This is a genomic window from Sphingobacterium nematocida (genome assembly GCF_900168125.1).
Taxonomy (GTDB): domain Bacteria; phylum Bacteroidota; class Bacteroidia; order Sphingobacteriales; family Sphingobacteriaceae; genus Sphingobacterium; species Sphingobacterium nematocida.
In genome coordinates this window covers 146,491-161,314 of record NZ_FUZF01000005.1, presented here as the reverse complement: position 1 = coordinate 161,314, position 14,824 = coordinate 146,491, and the positions used below count along the sequence as shown (strand labels likewise).

Genomic DNA, 14,824 nt, shown 5'->3' with positions numbered 1-14,824 from the left:
TCATCAAGGAAACCCACGAAGTGGCTCTTGAATACCTTAAAAAAGACAAATGAAATATGAAAAACAATGAATAGCCCGCGGTTCAAGCAACAAATTATAGATCTTGCGCTATGGCGTATCCTGCGGCCCAGGCCCATTGAAAGTTATATCCGCCCAGCCAACCTGTTACATCCACTGCTTCACCTCCAAAATACAACCCCGGATACTTTTTAGATTCCAATGTTTTAGCTTTTAACTCCGTCGTAGACACACCTCCACGCATCACCTCAGCTTTGTCATAGCCTTTATCACCAGCAGCTTTGACTTTAAACTGATGAATAGTCTCTACCACCAGTTTTGCATCCGCCTTACTTAACGAAGCTATCTTGATATCCACCGGTAAAAATCGCGCTAAGGCATCCACCATCTTTTTGGTAAAATGGCTTTGCAGCATCTGTCCAACAGTACGTTTGCCGCCAAAATTGCGCTCTTCAGCAATCAGATCCTGCAGCTTAAATCTTGGTAAAAGATCCATGGTAAAAGATTCACCCGGCTGCCAGTACGAAGATATTTGCAGGATAGCGGGACCGCTTAGCCCCCAATGGGTAAACAGTATATTCTCTTCAAAAGATATTTTATCGTTATACACGCGGGCATAGACCGAATTTCCAGAAAGCGAAGCATACCATTCAGCATCTTTCCCCGTAATAGTAAGCGGTACCAAAGCAGGTGCTGTCGGTACGATTTCTAATCCCAATCGACGAGCCGTACGTAGGGCAAAATCAGTAGCCCCCAGCTTCGCCACCGGGAGCCCGCCCGAAGCAAAGACAACCTTGGAAGTCAGTAGGTCCTCCGTTTTCCCATTCCGCTCTATTGTGACGCGATACCCTTCTCCATTTGGATTCACGTCCTTAACCAAGGTATTTAACCAGATATCTTGCCCTGTATCGTACATCAATTGGGTAAATGTGGCTACGATATCCTTAGCTTTATTCGATACAGGGAAAAGCTGACCTAGCGTCTTCTCTTGGCCCGTAATCTGTCCGAAATTCTCAAAAAATGCTATCGTATCATCCACAGACCACTGTGCAAAGACAGCATTCAGAAATTTTGGATTCTCCGACACAAAATTGTCGGTAGAGGTATATAGATTTGTATAATTACAACGTCCACCACCAGAGATCAATATTTTGGCCCCTGGTTTATCATTCCGTTCCAGCACAAGCGTTTTCTTACCCAAAAATCCAGCTTGTACCGCACACATCAACCCACAGGCACCTGCTCCTATTATAATAGCGTCGTAGTTATTCAATTTTTTATTTGTTATTAAAGGTGAGGAAAGTTATGATATTATCACTTTTTCTAGCTAGATATCAACTGTCCTTCTGTCTTAATCGTTCTTTGTTCCGCCCAGGATTGTTCTGCCAGTTCCAAAATACGGATTACATCCCTAGCCTGTTCGGGTTTGACAAACAGTTCTTCCTCTCCCAACAACGTCGCGACAATGTTTTTATAGAAATCCTGTCCCGACCCGATTTCACTAAGCACGTATTCCTCTACATCTTCACCATTTTCCAACAAAGAGAGTTTGCCCTGTATCTCTGCCGGTTCCACCCCCCATTTAGGGTCATTTTCAGGACGTACACCAGCACGTAACATATTTTCCTGAGGATCTACACCGCGTTTTACAAAACAGCCATTCATACCATATATTGCAAATCTTGGCGTAGGTTCTTTAGCGAGCATCTGTCCCTTTAGCGAAACCTTTAAACTCGGGTAGGATAAAATAAACTCAAAATCATCCACTGCTTTGGCTCCATCGCGCTGTGCTCTCAAATCTGCAAACACTGCATCAGGATAACCAAACAACTGTAATGCCTGATCAATAAGATGAGCTCCTAAATCGTAGTGAATACCCGATCCTGGAAGCGCAGCTTCGCGCCAAGCACCCTCGCGCAAGAAGTTACGAAACCGATCAAACCGAGCTTCGTAATGCACTACACGTCCCAGCCTTCCTGAGGCTAGTACCTTCTGCACTGTTTTATAGTCCGAATGAAAGCGTGCATTATGGTGCACCGATAACAATACACCTTTTTCCTTGGCCAATGCAATTAAGAAATCGGCTTCTTCCGTCGTATTGGTAAACGGCTTCTCTACGATTACATTTTTGCCCGCTTCTAAAGCCGCTTTGGCTAAGCTAAAATGAACATCGTTTGAAGTAGCGATAACCACAATATCCACCTCCGGATCTTGGATAATATCTTCCGCAGACAATACGCCTATAGCATTAGGATAGCGTTCGGCCAACATCTTCTGTTGCTCTTCTTTTCGAGCAGTTACTTTGTATAATTCGAGATTTGGATTACTAGCGATAAAAGGCGCATGAAATACATAACCTCCTATCGAAAATCCTATTAACCCAACTTTAAACTTTTTCATTTTTCTAACTCTTTAAAGTGAACACCTAATTATCCTGCCTGTCCCGATCCAATCGGGATTAACCTATAAACCTGTTATCCTGTGATCTTGCCTGTCCCGATCTAATCGGAATTAACTCGTTCACCTCTGTCCTTATTACCCTCACCACCATAACCTTCATCACTCTCCTCACTTCCACTTACATCCTCTCTGGCGAATCAATCCCCAGCATGCGCATACTCTCAGCGATGATACGGACCGATGCTGCCGATAGATGCAGACGGAAAGTCTTCACATCCTCCTGCTCTGCCTTAAGAATACTTTCTTCGTGATAGAATTTATTGTACAGCTTGGCCACTTCATAAACATAATTTGCCAGTTGTGCCGGGCTGAACTCCTTTGCTGCAGATTCAATTACCATCGGGTAGTTGGATAGCGCCAAGATAAGATCCCGTTCGTAAGGCGAAAAAGAAGAAGGCACCACAGTAGCAGCAGCACTGTCAAAAGATGCCCTACGTAATACCGACTTGATACGAGCGTGTGTATACTGAATGAATGGTCCAGTGTGTCCTTGAAAATCGACCGACTCCTTTGGATCAAAAAGTAACCTCTTCTTCGGATCTACTTTTAATAAGAAATACTTCAGCGCGCCCATACCGATCATATCGTAAAGCTGTGCTTTTTCGTCTTCCTCAAATCCCTCCGTTTTTCCCAATTCTTCGGTACGTTCCTTTGCGGTATCGACCATTTCACGCATCAGATCATCGGCATCAACAACCGTTCCCTCACGGGATTTCATCTTACCCGAAGGCAAGTCGACCATGCCGTACGAAAGGTGGAATAATCCCTGTGCCCAGGATTTACCCAGTTTTTTCAATATCGCAAATAACACCTTAAAATGGTAGTCCTGCTCATTGCCCACCACATAAATCGACTCATCCATGTGGAACTCATCGTATTTTAGCTGTGCTGTACCTAGATCCTGTGTGATATATACCGAAGTACCGTCGCCACGGAGTACCAGCTTTTCATCCAGACCTTCGGCTGTCAGATCGATCCAGACCGAGTTATCTTCTTTCTTAAAGAAAACCCCTTTTTCCAATCCTTCCTGGATGATATCTTTACCCAATAGGTACGTATTCGATTCGTAGTAATATTTATCAAAGTCAACGCCCAACTGTTTGTATGTCGCTTCAAAACCAGCGTATACCCAGCCGTTCATCGTCTTCCACAAAGAAATGACCTCTTCATCTCCGGCCTCCCATTGTTGCAACATAGTTTGAGCTGCTTTGATCAGAGGCGCATTTTTCTTAGCTTCCTCTTCGGACTGTCCTTCCGCTTTCAGGGTCTCTATTTCCTTCTTATATTCTTTGTCAAATACAACATAGTATTTGCCCACGAGGTGGTCACCTTTCATACCGGCAGATTCTGGGGTCTCTCCATTACCGAATCGTTGCCAAGCCAGCATTGACTTACAGATATGAATCCCCCTGTCATTTACCAGATTAGCTTTAACCACATCATACCCATACGCCTTCAGTATCTCTGCTACTGAATAGCCTAATAGGTTGTTGCGGATATGGCCAAGATGCAGTGGTTTGTTGGTATTTGGCGAAGAATATTCCACCATCAACTTCTTCCCATTTTTTGCAAACTGACCAAAATCTGGTTTAGAGATCTTGTCATTGAGCATGGAGATCCAATACGCATCCGACAAGCTAATATTTAAAAATCCCTTGATGACATTATAGCCTGAAATCGAGGCAATATGCTGTTGCAAATATTCTCCAATTTCCATTCCTGTCTGCTCGGGCGATTTTTTAGAAAATCGTGTTACAGGAAACGTGACAATGGTTATTTGACCTTCAAATTCCTTGCGGGTTTCCTGCAAAGTAATCTGATTGTCTGGAATATCAGCGCCATAAAGCGACTTTACCGCCGCTACAGTTTCTTGGACGAGCGTAAATTGTATAGAATTAGTCATGTAAATATTATGTAATATTCATATCCTATTGATAATGAACGATAAAAATAACACCCAAAGTGTTTAGGTATTCATTACGAAAGCATATCTTTGCCAAAAATAATAAAAAATGCAGAGCTATCAGGAATTTCTTGACTTAAGTGTTGGTTTTCCGCAAGACGGATTCGAAATAATCGACGACGAATTGTACTTCCATGATTTGAATTTAATGGAAATGATAGAGACATATGGAACTCCATTGCGGTTTACCTATCTACCTATAATTAGCAAAAAAATTCAACAGGCGAAGATTCTTTTTCAAACCGCTATCCTTAAACATGATTATAGGGGGTCGTACAAGTACTGTTACTGTACCAAATCTTCCCACTTTAAGCATATTGTAGAGGAAGCACTTAAAAATGACATCCACTTGGAGACCTCATCGGCCTTTGATATGCCTATGATCGACTCTTTAGAACGCGCCGGTACGGTCAACAAAGACATTACAGTAATCTGTAATGGTTTTAAGACCTATCAATACAAGCAGTATATCATCGACATGATTCATGATGGGTATACCAACATCATCCCTGTATTGGACAACAAGGAAGAGTTTAACCTATATGACGATGAGATCGAATTGGATCAACCTTGTGCTTTAGGTATCCGTATCGCTTCCGAAGAGCAGCCTGATTCGCAGTTTTATACTTCGCGTCTAGGTATCCGTATTGAAGAAGTTATCGAGTTTTACAATAATAAGATCGCAGACAACCCCAACTTCAAAGTAAAGTTGTTACACTTCTTTATCAACTCCGGTATTTCGGATACCCCGTACTACTGGAATGAGTTAGAGAAATACGTTACGTTATACTGTAAATTCAAAAAAGTAAACCCTGATCTAGATACCTTGGATATCGGTGGCGGTATGCCATTTAAAGATTCTTTGGTGCATGACTTCGATTACGAATACATGGTCAATGAGATCGTAAACCGCATCAAGCAGATCTGTGCGCACCACGAGGTCATGGAACCGGATATTATTACCGAATTTGGTAAGTATACGGTGGCTGAGGCATCAGGTATACTTTACAAAGTATTAGGCCGTAAGTTACAGAATGACCGTGAGAAATGGTTTATGATCGATGGTTCATTCATTACCAACCTACCGGACGTATGGGCATTGAACCAAAAATACATCCTATTACCGATCAACAACTGGGATTCGGAGTACGAGCGTGTCAATCTAGGTGGTATCACTTGCGACGGACAGGATTATTACAATCAGGAAGCTCATATGAACTCCGTGTTTATGCCCAAGACACGTAAAGTACAATACCTTGGATTCTTCCATACTGGAGCTTACCAAGATGTATTAAGCGGCTATGGCGGTATACACCACTGTTTATTACCATCTCCAAAACACGTGATCATCCGTCGAAATAGAGACGAGACATTCAACTACGAAGTGTTTGGTGAGGAGCAAAACTCCAAACAGGTCATGAAACTTTTAGGTTATCAATAAACAAGAAAAGGAGCTTTAAAAGCTCCTTTTTTGTTCTATCTTCCCAAGATTCATCCACAAAAACATATTTCATGTCAATCTTCAATTATCTCTTTATTGAACTTTGTACCATACTTCAATTTATCAATCGCTGCATCTAAGCGTTGTTCATTCTTTCTAGATGTCAACTCATGATTTGTTGCCATCAAGGAATTATATTCCTCTAACGGCATCACCACTATTCCAGAATCTTTTCCTCTATTGATAATCAAGGTTTCAAAGTTCTTAGAAACACGGTCTAGATATTAACGCAAGCCTTATTTTCCTTTATAATTCTTCAGTTCTTTTTTACTCATCTCTTTGCTCATAAGATCTGGACTGATCGACGCCATATACTTCTTGTCCTTAGTCAGGATAGCAGCTTCAGATCCTATGTCAAATAGTGGTGTTATAAAACCATAGAAGCTAGTCGAATTTGTGATATTCTTTCCTTGATTCGCATCCAGTTCTGCAGACTTAAGATACATCAGCATAAAACTCACAAAATACCCATGATTACCTCTCTTTACATTGCTACCTATCACCTGGCCAGGAAATACGGTCTCGCCCGCTTCGACCTGAATACTTCCTTTACTCAATCCATCATACTTCAACAATGTACCATCTTTATGCTCTATCGTAATACTGTTCGTGCTAGAGCTATATTCCTTATCCTCGAGCATCACATCCTCATGCCGATCGACTATTTCGACCACCACTCCTTTTCTCGAAGCAGTAACTTCTTGTTGATCGGTCGTATAAAAATGATAAACTTTCCAATCATCAGGTGTTGTGTTCCCAAAATACCTCGCGCTCAAAAAACTAGCTTCACGTGCATAGACCTCGGTACCAGCTCTAAAAGGGAGTGCGTAAACAAATGTTTTATCAAACTTAGGCATCAGACGCCCTCTAATATAGCGGTAGCTATATGATAGATCAATCCCACTGTCTTTATTCATAGGTCTTAATGTCAGCAACGTCCCAGAGTACCCCTCTGCTCTACAAATATTCGTAGGAGTACTCGAGTTACTAATTGATTTAAATTTGAGGTTGACCGTCATTGTACCCGGATCATCCTTTTCAAAATGCAAATCCACAGATTTATCGTCGTTGCGTTTCGAAGTAACCTTGAGTGTACTTTCCTGTCCGAATACCAAGGAAGACATAGCCAGATACACAGAAGCCAATACAATACCTTTAAATTTCATATGTTCAGTTATAATCCTTTAAGATATATAAAAACCGTTAATTATTCAAAACAATAAGAAACAAAAAATAAACTATTTAAAAACAGCCTCTTTTTTATTATTTCATCAATTTATTCTTTGTATAATTACTATAACAATAGTTGGCGGGCTTGCACGTCAAAGTAATTTGTTTACGGGCTGAAATCGTGCTTTTACCAAGTGGCAGTAGGTAAATACTGTTTTGACTTTTTTTAAAAAACAATAATTCTAGAGGTTTGTCATATCAAATTACAAAGCATGAAGAAAATTACATTTTTACTCCTCACCTTATTCTTTTATTTCTCCACAGTTGCACAGACGAACCAACAGACAGAGCTCTATTCTGTAAATACCAAAAGGAGTTATTATTTAGGCAGTCTTGATATACCTGAAATTAGTATCGGTGCTTCATTCGATACCTTGGCTAAGGTCAGAAGTTATGCCAATAAATTTCCTAATATAAGTAACAAAGCATTCACCTATATCCAAAATGGGAATAGGTTACAATTCGATATAAACTGTAAGCAACTTTCAAGCATAAAGGATTATCGCTTTGTTGTCATGGACGATCTAAAAAATGATATATTATCAGGAAGTCTAGACCAACTAGAATTTACTAAACATCCCTTATTTGGGTATTCGGCAAAACTGCCAACCTTAGACATCCAAGATAAGGTTATCTCTATAACGCTATATAACAGCAAAGACCCTGCCCAGCAGGGGACGGCGATCGTTTACAACCAAACACTTTCTCAAAGTGAAATTATAATTATAAGCAGACAATTTTTTATTGATGGCGGCAAAGGGTCTACTGTAGAAATGAAAAGAGATGTATCTGAAGTTACTTTTGATCAGGAATCTAAAGGCATACTAGTCGCTGCTAAAAAGAATGATTACAGTTTTATATACGCCTTAATCGTAAAAGAAAAAAAAACAGGCGAAACAGTATTCAAAGATCAGTCCTGGAACTACAGTTATATTTCTTCTAAGGGAGGGGGTAATCAACCTCACATTTCGATAGACAAGAATTATTTTAAGAACTCAGGTGATTATGAAATCATTATCAGACCGGATCTAAAACATATTTCAGAAAAAGAGCTGGAGCAGTATAGTTCACGTAAGACTATTTCTGTCGACATTGTGAAGACCTATACCACAGAAGACTTCTTCTTATGGTCAATAATACTAATCGTAATTTGTTTTTGTATTGCAGCATCCTTGTTTTACCTAATCCGAAGAAAAAACAAGCAAAAGATTAAAGACGAAAATTTGAAGAAAAAAATATCGGAAACAAAACTCGCTTCCATTCAATCGCAGCTTAATCCTCATTTTCTTTTTAATGCCCTCTCTAGTATACAGAGTTTTATAAATGACCATGATGTAGATAATGCAAATAGGTATTTGAGCAAATTTGCGCGTCTCACAAGACATGTGCTAAATAGTCCTGCCTCAAACACATTGACGGATGAACAGAATCTATTAGCCGACTATCTTATGATGGAACAGTTACGATTTGGCTTTCAATATGAAATACAACGGAATAACCTAGAAGGCGACAATATTGAAATACCAACTATGCTCCTACAGCCTTTGGTTGAAAACGCGGTAAAACATGGTATTGCAGAGCTGAGAGACCGAGGGGAAATAAAGATATATTTTGATAGGAAAGAGAATGATATGTTGATCATTATAATAGATAATGGTATGGGTTACGACGTATATAATACAACGATCGGACTGGGTATCAGACTAACAAATGAACGTATACAAATTTGGAACGAGTTACACCAAAAAGCGCTGATTTCTATAGAGACCGTATCTAATAGTACAGGAACATCTGTATATTTAACTTTTAAAAACTGGTTATAAATGATACGCGCCCTATTAATAGACGATGAAATAGCTAACACCAATAATTTAACAGCAATGCTCAGGAAGTATTGTCCCCAAGTAACCATATTAGGGACAGCAAATACAATTGAGCAAGCAGAAGATTTAATAATGCGTCATCGTCCCAACCTGCTATTTCTTGATATTCAAATGGGCAGTCATACAGGCTTTGATCTACTTCAAAATATTAATAAAATAGACTTTCAGGTGATTTTTGTTACAGCATACAATCAGTATGGAATTCAAGCGATAAAACATGCGGCGCTAGATTATCTTTTAAAACCCATCGATATAGATGAGCTGAAACAAGCCGTAGCAAAGGCTGAAGAAAAAATAAATAGCTTGGTACAGAAATCGCAAGTCGAATTCTTAATTCAACAATGGGGGACAAAAAGCCATCTACCAAAAAAGATAGCATTATCTTTTCAAAATGAAACCAGGTATATACCTATCGTAGATATCGTCCGTTGTGAGGCGGACGATACCTACACCATATTTCACATGCTCAATGAGCCGAAAATAATAGTATCCAAACCACTAAAAGAATACACTGAGATCTTAACACCCCATGGTTTTCTCCGAACACACCAAAGCCACTTGATCAACCCTAGGTTTATCAAAAGTTGGCTCAAAGAAGATGGTGGAACAATACTATTGACAAACTAGGTAAAAATCCCCGTATCCAAACCGAACCGTGATCGAATAAAAGAAGCTCTAATATTGCTCTAGAATCTTAAACGGTCTACAGCGCTACGCCTAATCCTACAGAAAGCACTCGGTTTTTAACATTATCCGACCATTTAAAGCCACTCTCTGCAATATTAGCCATCCCCATCCGATAGTTGGCTGTCACAGAAAAACGCTTGGCAAATTTAATCCCTGTCAACAAATTGACGCCATAATCAAAGCTTCTCATGGCGTTATCATCATAGATAATCACGGCTGTAGTAGTACCTTTTTCGATATATTCGTTAGTCCCGTCCATCGCAAATCCAACATAAGGCCCAGCACCAACAAATACCTTTCCTATTTGCCCAACAGGCACTTTACCCAAAAAGTTAAAAGCAAAATCCAACCATTTAGTTTTCTGTTCGATCTGCCATGCCCCTCTTACCTCCGACTCTACCAGCTTGCTCCCCTTTCCTTGCAATGACACTTCAGGCTGAAAATAAAGTCCTGAAACAATACGGGTATCGAGGTATCCTGCTAAATAAAAACTGGTAAGAGGTTTGGTCTCTCCAAGCACTTCCGAATCTGCGCATTTATAAGACGAAAAACTAGCTCCTGCCTTGAGACCAAATTCAGTTTGTGCCTGTGCGCTAAAGCCAAACACCAAAATCCCGACAAATGATATTAATATAGCTTTCATTCTAAAAAAATTTAACACCAATAAATATGATATTCACCGTCTAGATAGCCCATAGATGTCTCCACAAGGTCCCCGATAAATCGATACCGGAAGCTCGTCGACGACAATCGTGACGCTACGACATGACGTACTCGACTACTTCATTAAATACCCTAAGGCTTTAGGCCGCACCATACTTTCCTGATAAACCTTACCAAAGCGATCCGTAACCCTGATCTGTAACGTGCTAGTTGGCGATGAAGCCTTCACCTTAAACATATGGGCCGTCAAAGACGTTACAAAATCTTCCGTAGGTACCGCATTCCGATTCAATCTTTGCGCAGAGTACGAAATAATATGTAATGGATCCCGCATACGCACACGGTTCACCTTCAAAGGCTGTCCATTTTCTGTCACCTCTACCTTCCAGTTTTTATCATAATTCCACACATTGATCAACACCTCATTGGCTGTACTCGCATTCGCATATTCAGCGGCGTAGGTGTTCCATTCTGCACCGTTGTATGCAGGCGCATATTTTTCCTTGGTCAAGTGTACCTGATTAAGGTCATATGCTCTAAACTGGTAATCTTCGTTCTCACCAATCGCTTTGTACTTCCATTTCAAATCTCTACCCTGCATCTCCCAGATACCATACCCGCCTGGCGCACCATCTTTACAGATATGATTTCCCGCATACCCGATATTTCCAGTCCACCACCAGGTCGCACATACCGCAGCGGTATTATGCTCCATGATATTCGGCTTTGCTTCTGTCTCCACATTATAGTTGATATGTGTATGCCCCGTCAATACATGGACTTTAGTAAAAGCATTCAGCGCATTGACAAAATCTTCTGCGTTCGAAATGCGGTATCCCGTAGTTTCATTACCACTGCTATTCAGCGATGGATTTGTATGGAGATGCGCATGCATGGCCACCACGATAGGTGTGCTTTTATCTGCAATCGTTGCCAGATCCTTTTTCAACCATTCAATCTGGTCTGCGACGATCTTGGTATTGTAATTTCTTCCATTATTTGTATTGAGGTATTCAATGTTGTCCAGTACGATGTAGTGTACCTTGCCAAGATTAAAAGAATAATATGTAGGCCCTAATATATCCCGAAATTTATCGGACGAACCCCAATCTTCAAAAAACTTAGGATCATTATCATGATTTCCCATGGTATTAAACACAGGTGCATTTATCTTATTCATCTCCGTGAGATACTGTGGCAATGCATAATTATTATCGTACCAGTAGGAATCCCAAGTCATATCGCCTAGTGTTAAGGCATAGACCTTATTACCGGCATTCTTGTAGGTCTGAATCGACTGATTTACATCCGGAAGAAACCCTTTCTGAAATTGATTGAGATCATCCGTACGTTTGGCCAGATGCATATCCCCCAGCACCATCACGACATGTTTCTCATTGTTAACCGGCTTCAATTCAAAATCCTTAATCTCCACTATGCTTGCAGGCTGAGACAAGCGTTGAAAAAACTGTGGTGCATTTATCGTAGCAGCCACCTCATAGTTGCCAGGGATAGATACAAAAACATATTTACCCTTCTTTGCCGATGGTAGGTAATAAATACCATTAGCATCCGTAGTTGCTACCTCAAAACCATCAGACACCACTACATTAGCTAGCCCCACACCCGCAGCATACACTACACCTTTTACCGTCATTCCTACTTTATCGGGAATATTAGCATTGAAATACAGATTCAAAATAGTTGATCCCAGCAAAAACGACTCCGAACCTCGTTTCACCGACACCCTATAACTATCCGAAGGAATATCCATTGGGAATACAAAACTGATCTGATCTGCTGTAACAGTTTTACTCGTTATTGTGTATTTTCCGCTCGCTGTCAGATTAGCCCGTGATTCAAAGTAGAGCTGATCACCTGCTGCAAATCCTTTTCCGCTAATACTATATTCTGATCCCTTGGTTGCATCTATATATGCAGCAATAAGCACGCCTGTGATACTCAACTTACCATCATCCCCCCCACCAGAATCTGGTGTAGTAGGTTCTTTTGTCGGCTCGGCTACAGATTTTGTACAACTATAAAGATTTAACGAAAGACCTAATCCTGTTATCAAAGAGGCTTGAATAAAGCTTCTTCGTGTATAATTGTTTTTCTTTTTCATAATTTAAAGTATAAAAAAGCCCGTGCGGAATACTCTGCACGGACTTTATAGTTAATTATAGGTTGATTACATTTACTTTACAGTGACTACGACATCGTCGACAAAAATACGGTTTGTCGTTTTAGGCCAATTGCCAGCACGCTGATCAAAAGCTCCACCCAAGAACCACACTTGCGTTTCAGCAGTAGCCCCCTTTACTACAAAAGAATAGGTTGCTTCAGGAGCTTGCCATGCAGCTCTGCATGCCTCTAGATTCGAATTCGGACTAGCCACATTCATAATGTCAAACTCCTTTACACTGACCGTTCCCGGCCCATTGACACCTACCGTAAGCAGGTAGTGATCCCCTGTTGCGTATCGTACCGCTTTAAAAGTCACCAGCAGATCCTTTGTACGCTGTACCTTTTCCAACTTAGGCGATATCAGATCTCCACCGTAATTGGTACGCCCTAGTTTTACAAACCCCGGACGCGCATAGATGGAAGCATAATCTCCACCTCCTGTTGTTGTATTTATGGTACTTGTCCAACCTTTAGCTAGGTCTTCTGCTTTCCACGAACCAATTCTCGTCTCGCCAGTCGTCACATTAAAAATTTCACTACCGTAGCTCAGCCAATTGAAATCCTCTTTTAAGACCAAATCCCCGGGAACCTGTAATTTTTGGCCTTTCTGGTAGACTGACACAGATTGTGACTGCTGTACATCTTCCAAAAAGAAGAACAAGTTTGCTGTACGCTCTAAATCTGTATTTTTAGCTACTGTTAGTTTTAGTGGAGTGTCGCCGGTACCTTCCATCGGTTCGATATTGACCCAATCGGGTTGATCTTCCAATTCTAAGCGCCATTTTCCATTAGCGCGCAAGACATAATTACTCACACCACCGGCTTCAGCAGATTCCAGTTTAGTGAGGTTTCCATCAAGATAAATATAAGGATCCTCTTCTTCTCCTTCTCCTGTCCCAGCTGCCTGTTCTATCTTGAGCACGCTATTATGTAGCTGACCATCTACTGTAAAAAAGAGCGTTACATTACGGGCTCCTTGGGCTATATTCTTATTCACGGTAACCGTAAATGTGCCGTCACCATTACCTTCCATCGGATCGATCTTCAACCACTTTTCCTTGCGCTGAGGTTCTACCTTCCAGTTTCCACTAGATTGCACCGTATAGGTCTCCGAAGAGCCACGCGCAGGCGCTTCCATCTTAGATGGATTGTCCTTCAAAGTAAACTGGCTCCTCGCCTCATTTTCATCTTTACAGGACGAGAGTAACATCGTCAGGGAAAGGACAAAAGCAAAAACTACTTTTGACATCGCCTTAATTTTATAATAATTAGTCGTTTTCATGGATTCCTTCTTTTATTATTTAACCTGCATCTCCACGCGTTCCTTCATCTTACTGTAAGTTTTTCCCCCATCAACCGAGTACTGATAAGAGAGCAAGAACACATTCGTTTTCTTACCAAAAGACTCTTCGACCTGAAATATATTCGGATATTTAGGATCGTTATCCAATTGCACAACATTTATAGTCTTGTACGGCCTGATGGTCACCCTATTAGAATCATCAATTTCCAATATCATTGAGTTTTTGTCAATGTTTGCGAGCTTAGGTTCAAACAATTCATTACCGGCAGTCAATCTCACACTATTATGAGTCAATGGAAAAAGCTTTTTATTGGCTGCCACCGGTATGACGTCATCCTTCACACCAGTCATCATATACATCGAACTATTCACTTGCGAGGCATAATCATTCTGAAAAGACACCTGGTACAACATCGTACTTTTCTTCGGATTGATCTCGACACCTGACTTATCAACAACCTTCAATCCGATAAAATAAGTCGAGTCTGGTGATAGCCCTTCTGGTCTCAATTTAATCATCGTCCTTCCTGTACGCTCACCAGCCTTGATCACCACTTTATCATCCATGATCTCGTACTTATCCTGAGGCAACAGCTTAGCATAGAGCTCTTCTGCAGCGTCAAAATTTGCCCAATTATATTCCTTTAGCGGCTCGGCATCCTCTTCCAATCCCACGACTAGATCCTTTGTTGGAGCCAATGTACCACCAGCAGAAGCAGCTACGTACCCAATGATTTCTTCACCTGTCATATGCACCACCTCTTGAAAGACATTGTGATTTTCGCTACTAATCAGGGAAACCTCATTCTTATACATTTCTTTCTCAAAGACTTCATTATCCTTACATGAAGCCACGCCCAAAAGGAGTGCGAGAACTGTTATATATCTTCGTTTCATCTGTTATTTTTTTAGTTTTCAGGTACTATATT

Annotated in this window: 11 protein-coding genes and 1 pseudogene; 3 read left to right on the top strand and 9 right to left on the bottom strand. The window is 40.8% G+C overall.

What is annotated here, in order from left to right:
- Nucleotides 1–94 precede the first annotated feature (94 nt).
- From B5X76_RS08395 to argS, 3 genes are all read right to left on the bottom strand, one after another.
- A complete protein-coding gene (locus B5X76_RS08395) occupies nucleotides 95–1,291 on the bottom strand; it encodes a BaiN/RdsA family NAD(P)/FAD-dependent oxidoreductase (RefSeq protein WP_262507904.1) in 1,197 nt (398 codons plus the stop codon).
- Nucleotides 1,292–1,341: 50 nt separating this feature from the next.
- Complete coding sequence (locus B5X76_RS08390; protein ID WP_079642659.1) at nucleotides 1,342–2,418, bottom strand: Gfo/Idh/MocA family oxidoreductase; 1,077 nt, start codon at nucleotides 2,416–2,418, stop codon at nucleotides 1,342–1,344.
- Nucleotides 2,419–2,596: 178 nt separating this feature from the next.
- Nucleotides 2,597–4,381: an arginine--tRNA ligase gene (argS, locus tag B5X76_RS08385; protein ID WP_079642658.1), complete on the bottom strand. Its 1,785-nt coding sequence runs from the start codon at nucleotides 4,379–4,381 to the stop codon at nucleotides 2,597–2,599.
- 109 nt (nucleotides 4,382–4,490) lie between these two features.
- Between argS and B5X76_RS08380 the strand changes: the two genes are divergently transcribed.
- A complete protein-coding gene (locus B5X76_RS08380; protein ID WP_079642657.1) occupies nucleotides 4,491–5,882 on the top strand; it encodes an arginine decarboxylase in 1,392 nt (463 codons plus the stop codon).
- 74 nt (nucleotides 5,883–5,956) lie between these two features.
- Here the strand turns inward: B5X76_RS08380 and B5X76_RS21655 are convergent.
- A pseudogene (locus tag B5X76_RS21655) lies at nucleotides 5,957–6,154 on the bottom strand (type II toxin-antitoxin system Phd/YefM family antitoxin); the annotation flags it as partial.
- A gap of 24 nt (nucleotides 6,155–6,178) precedes the next feature.
- Complete coding sequence (locus B5X76_RS08375) at nucleotides 6,179–7,108, bottom strand: M23 family metallopeptidase (RefSeq protein WP_139375242.1); 930 nt, start codon at nucleotides 7,106–7,108, stop codon at nucleotides 6,179–6,181.
- Nucleotides 7,109–7,384: 276 nt separating this feature from the next.
- Between B5X76_RS08375 and B5X76_RS08370 the strand changes: the two genes are divergently transcribed.
- Nucleotides 7,385–8,995 carry a sensor histidine kinase gene (locus B5X76_RS08370; protein ID WP_079642656.1) on the top strand — a complete coding sequence of 537 codons (1,611 nt, stop codon included), beginning with the start codon at nucleotides 7,385–7,387 and terminating at the stop codon, nucleotides 8,993–8,995.
- Nucleotides 8,996–9,682 carry a LytR/AlgR family response regulator transcription factor gene (locus tag B5X76_RS08365; RefSeq protein ID WP_245801008.1) on the top strand — a complete coding sequence of 229 codons (687 nt, stop codon included), beginning with the start codon at nucleotides 8,996–8,998 and terminating at the stop codon, nucleotides 9,680–9,682. It begins immediately after the preceding gene.
- 76 nt (nucleotides 9,683–9,758) lie between these two features.
- On the opposite strand, the gene B5X76_RS08360 is transcribed toward B5X76_RS08365, so the two are convergent.
- From B5X76_RS08360 to B5X76_RS08345, 4 genes are all read right to left on the bottom strand, one after another.
- Nucleotides 9,759–10,385, bottom strand: coding sequence for an outer membrane beta-barrel protein (locus B5X76_RS08360; protein WP_079642655.1), 627 nt, complete (start codon nucleotides 10,383–10,385; stop codon nucleotides 9,759–9,761).
- A gap of 135 nt (nucleotides 10,386–10,520) precedes the next feature.
- On the bottom strand, nucleotides 10,521–12,530 hold the full coding sequence (locus B5X76_RS08355) for a calcineurin-like phosphoesterase C-terminal domain-containing protein (protein ID WP_079642654.1): 2,010 nt from the start codon (nucleotides 12,528–12,530) through the stop codon (nucleotides 10,521–10,523).
- 72 nt (nucleotides 12,531–12,602) lie between these two features.
- Entirely contained in the window at nucleotides 12,603–13,874 is a 1,272-nt protein-coding gene (locus tag B5X76_RS08350) for a BACON domain-containing protein (RefSeq protein ID WP_079642653.1), read from the bottom strand.
- 15 nt (nucleotides 13,875–13,889) lie between these two features.
- Nucleotides 13,890–14,792: a BT_3044 domain-containing protein gene (locus B5X76_RS08345; protein WP_079642652.1), complete on the bottom strand. Its 903-nt coding sequence runs from the start codon at nucleotides 14,790–14,792 to the stop codon at nucleotides 13,890–13,892.
- Between the last annotated feature and the right edge of the window lie 32 nt (nucleotides 14,793–14,824).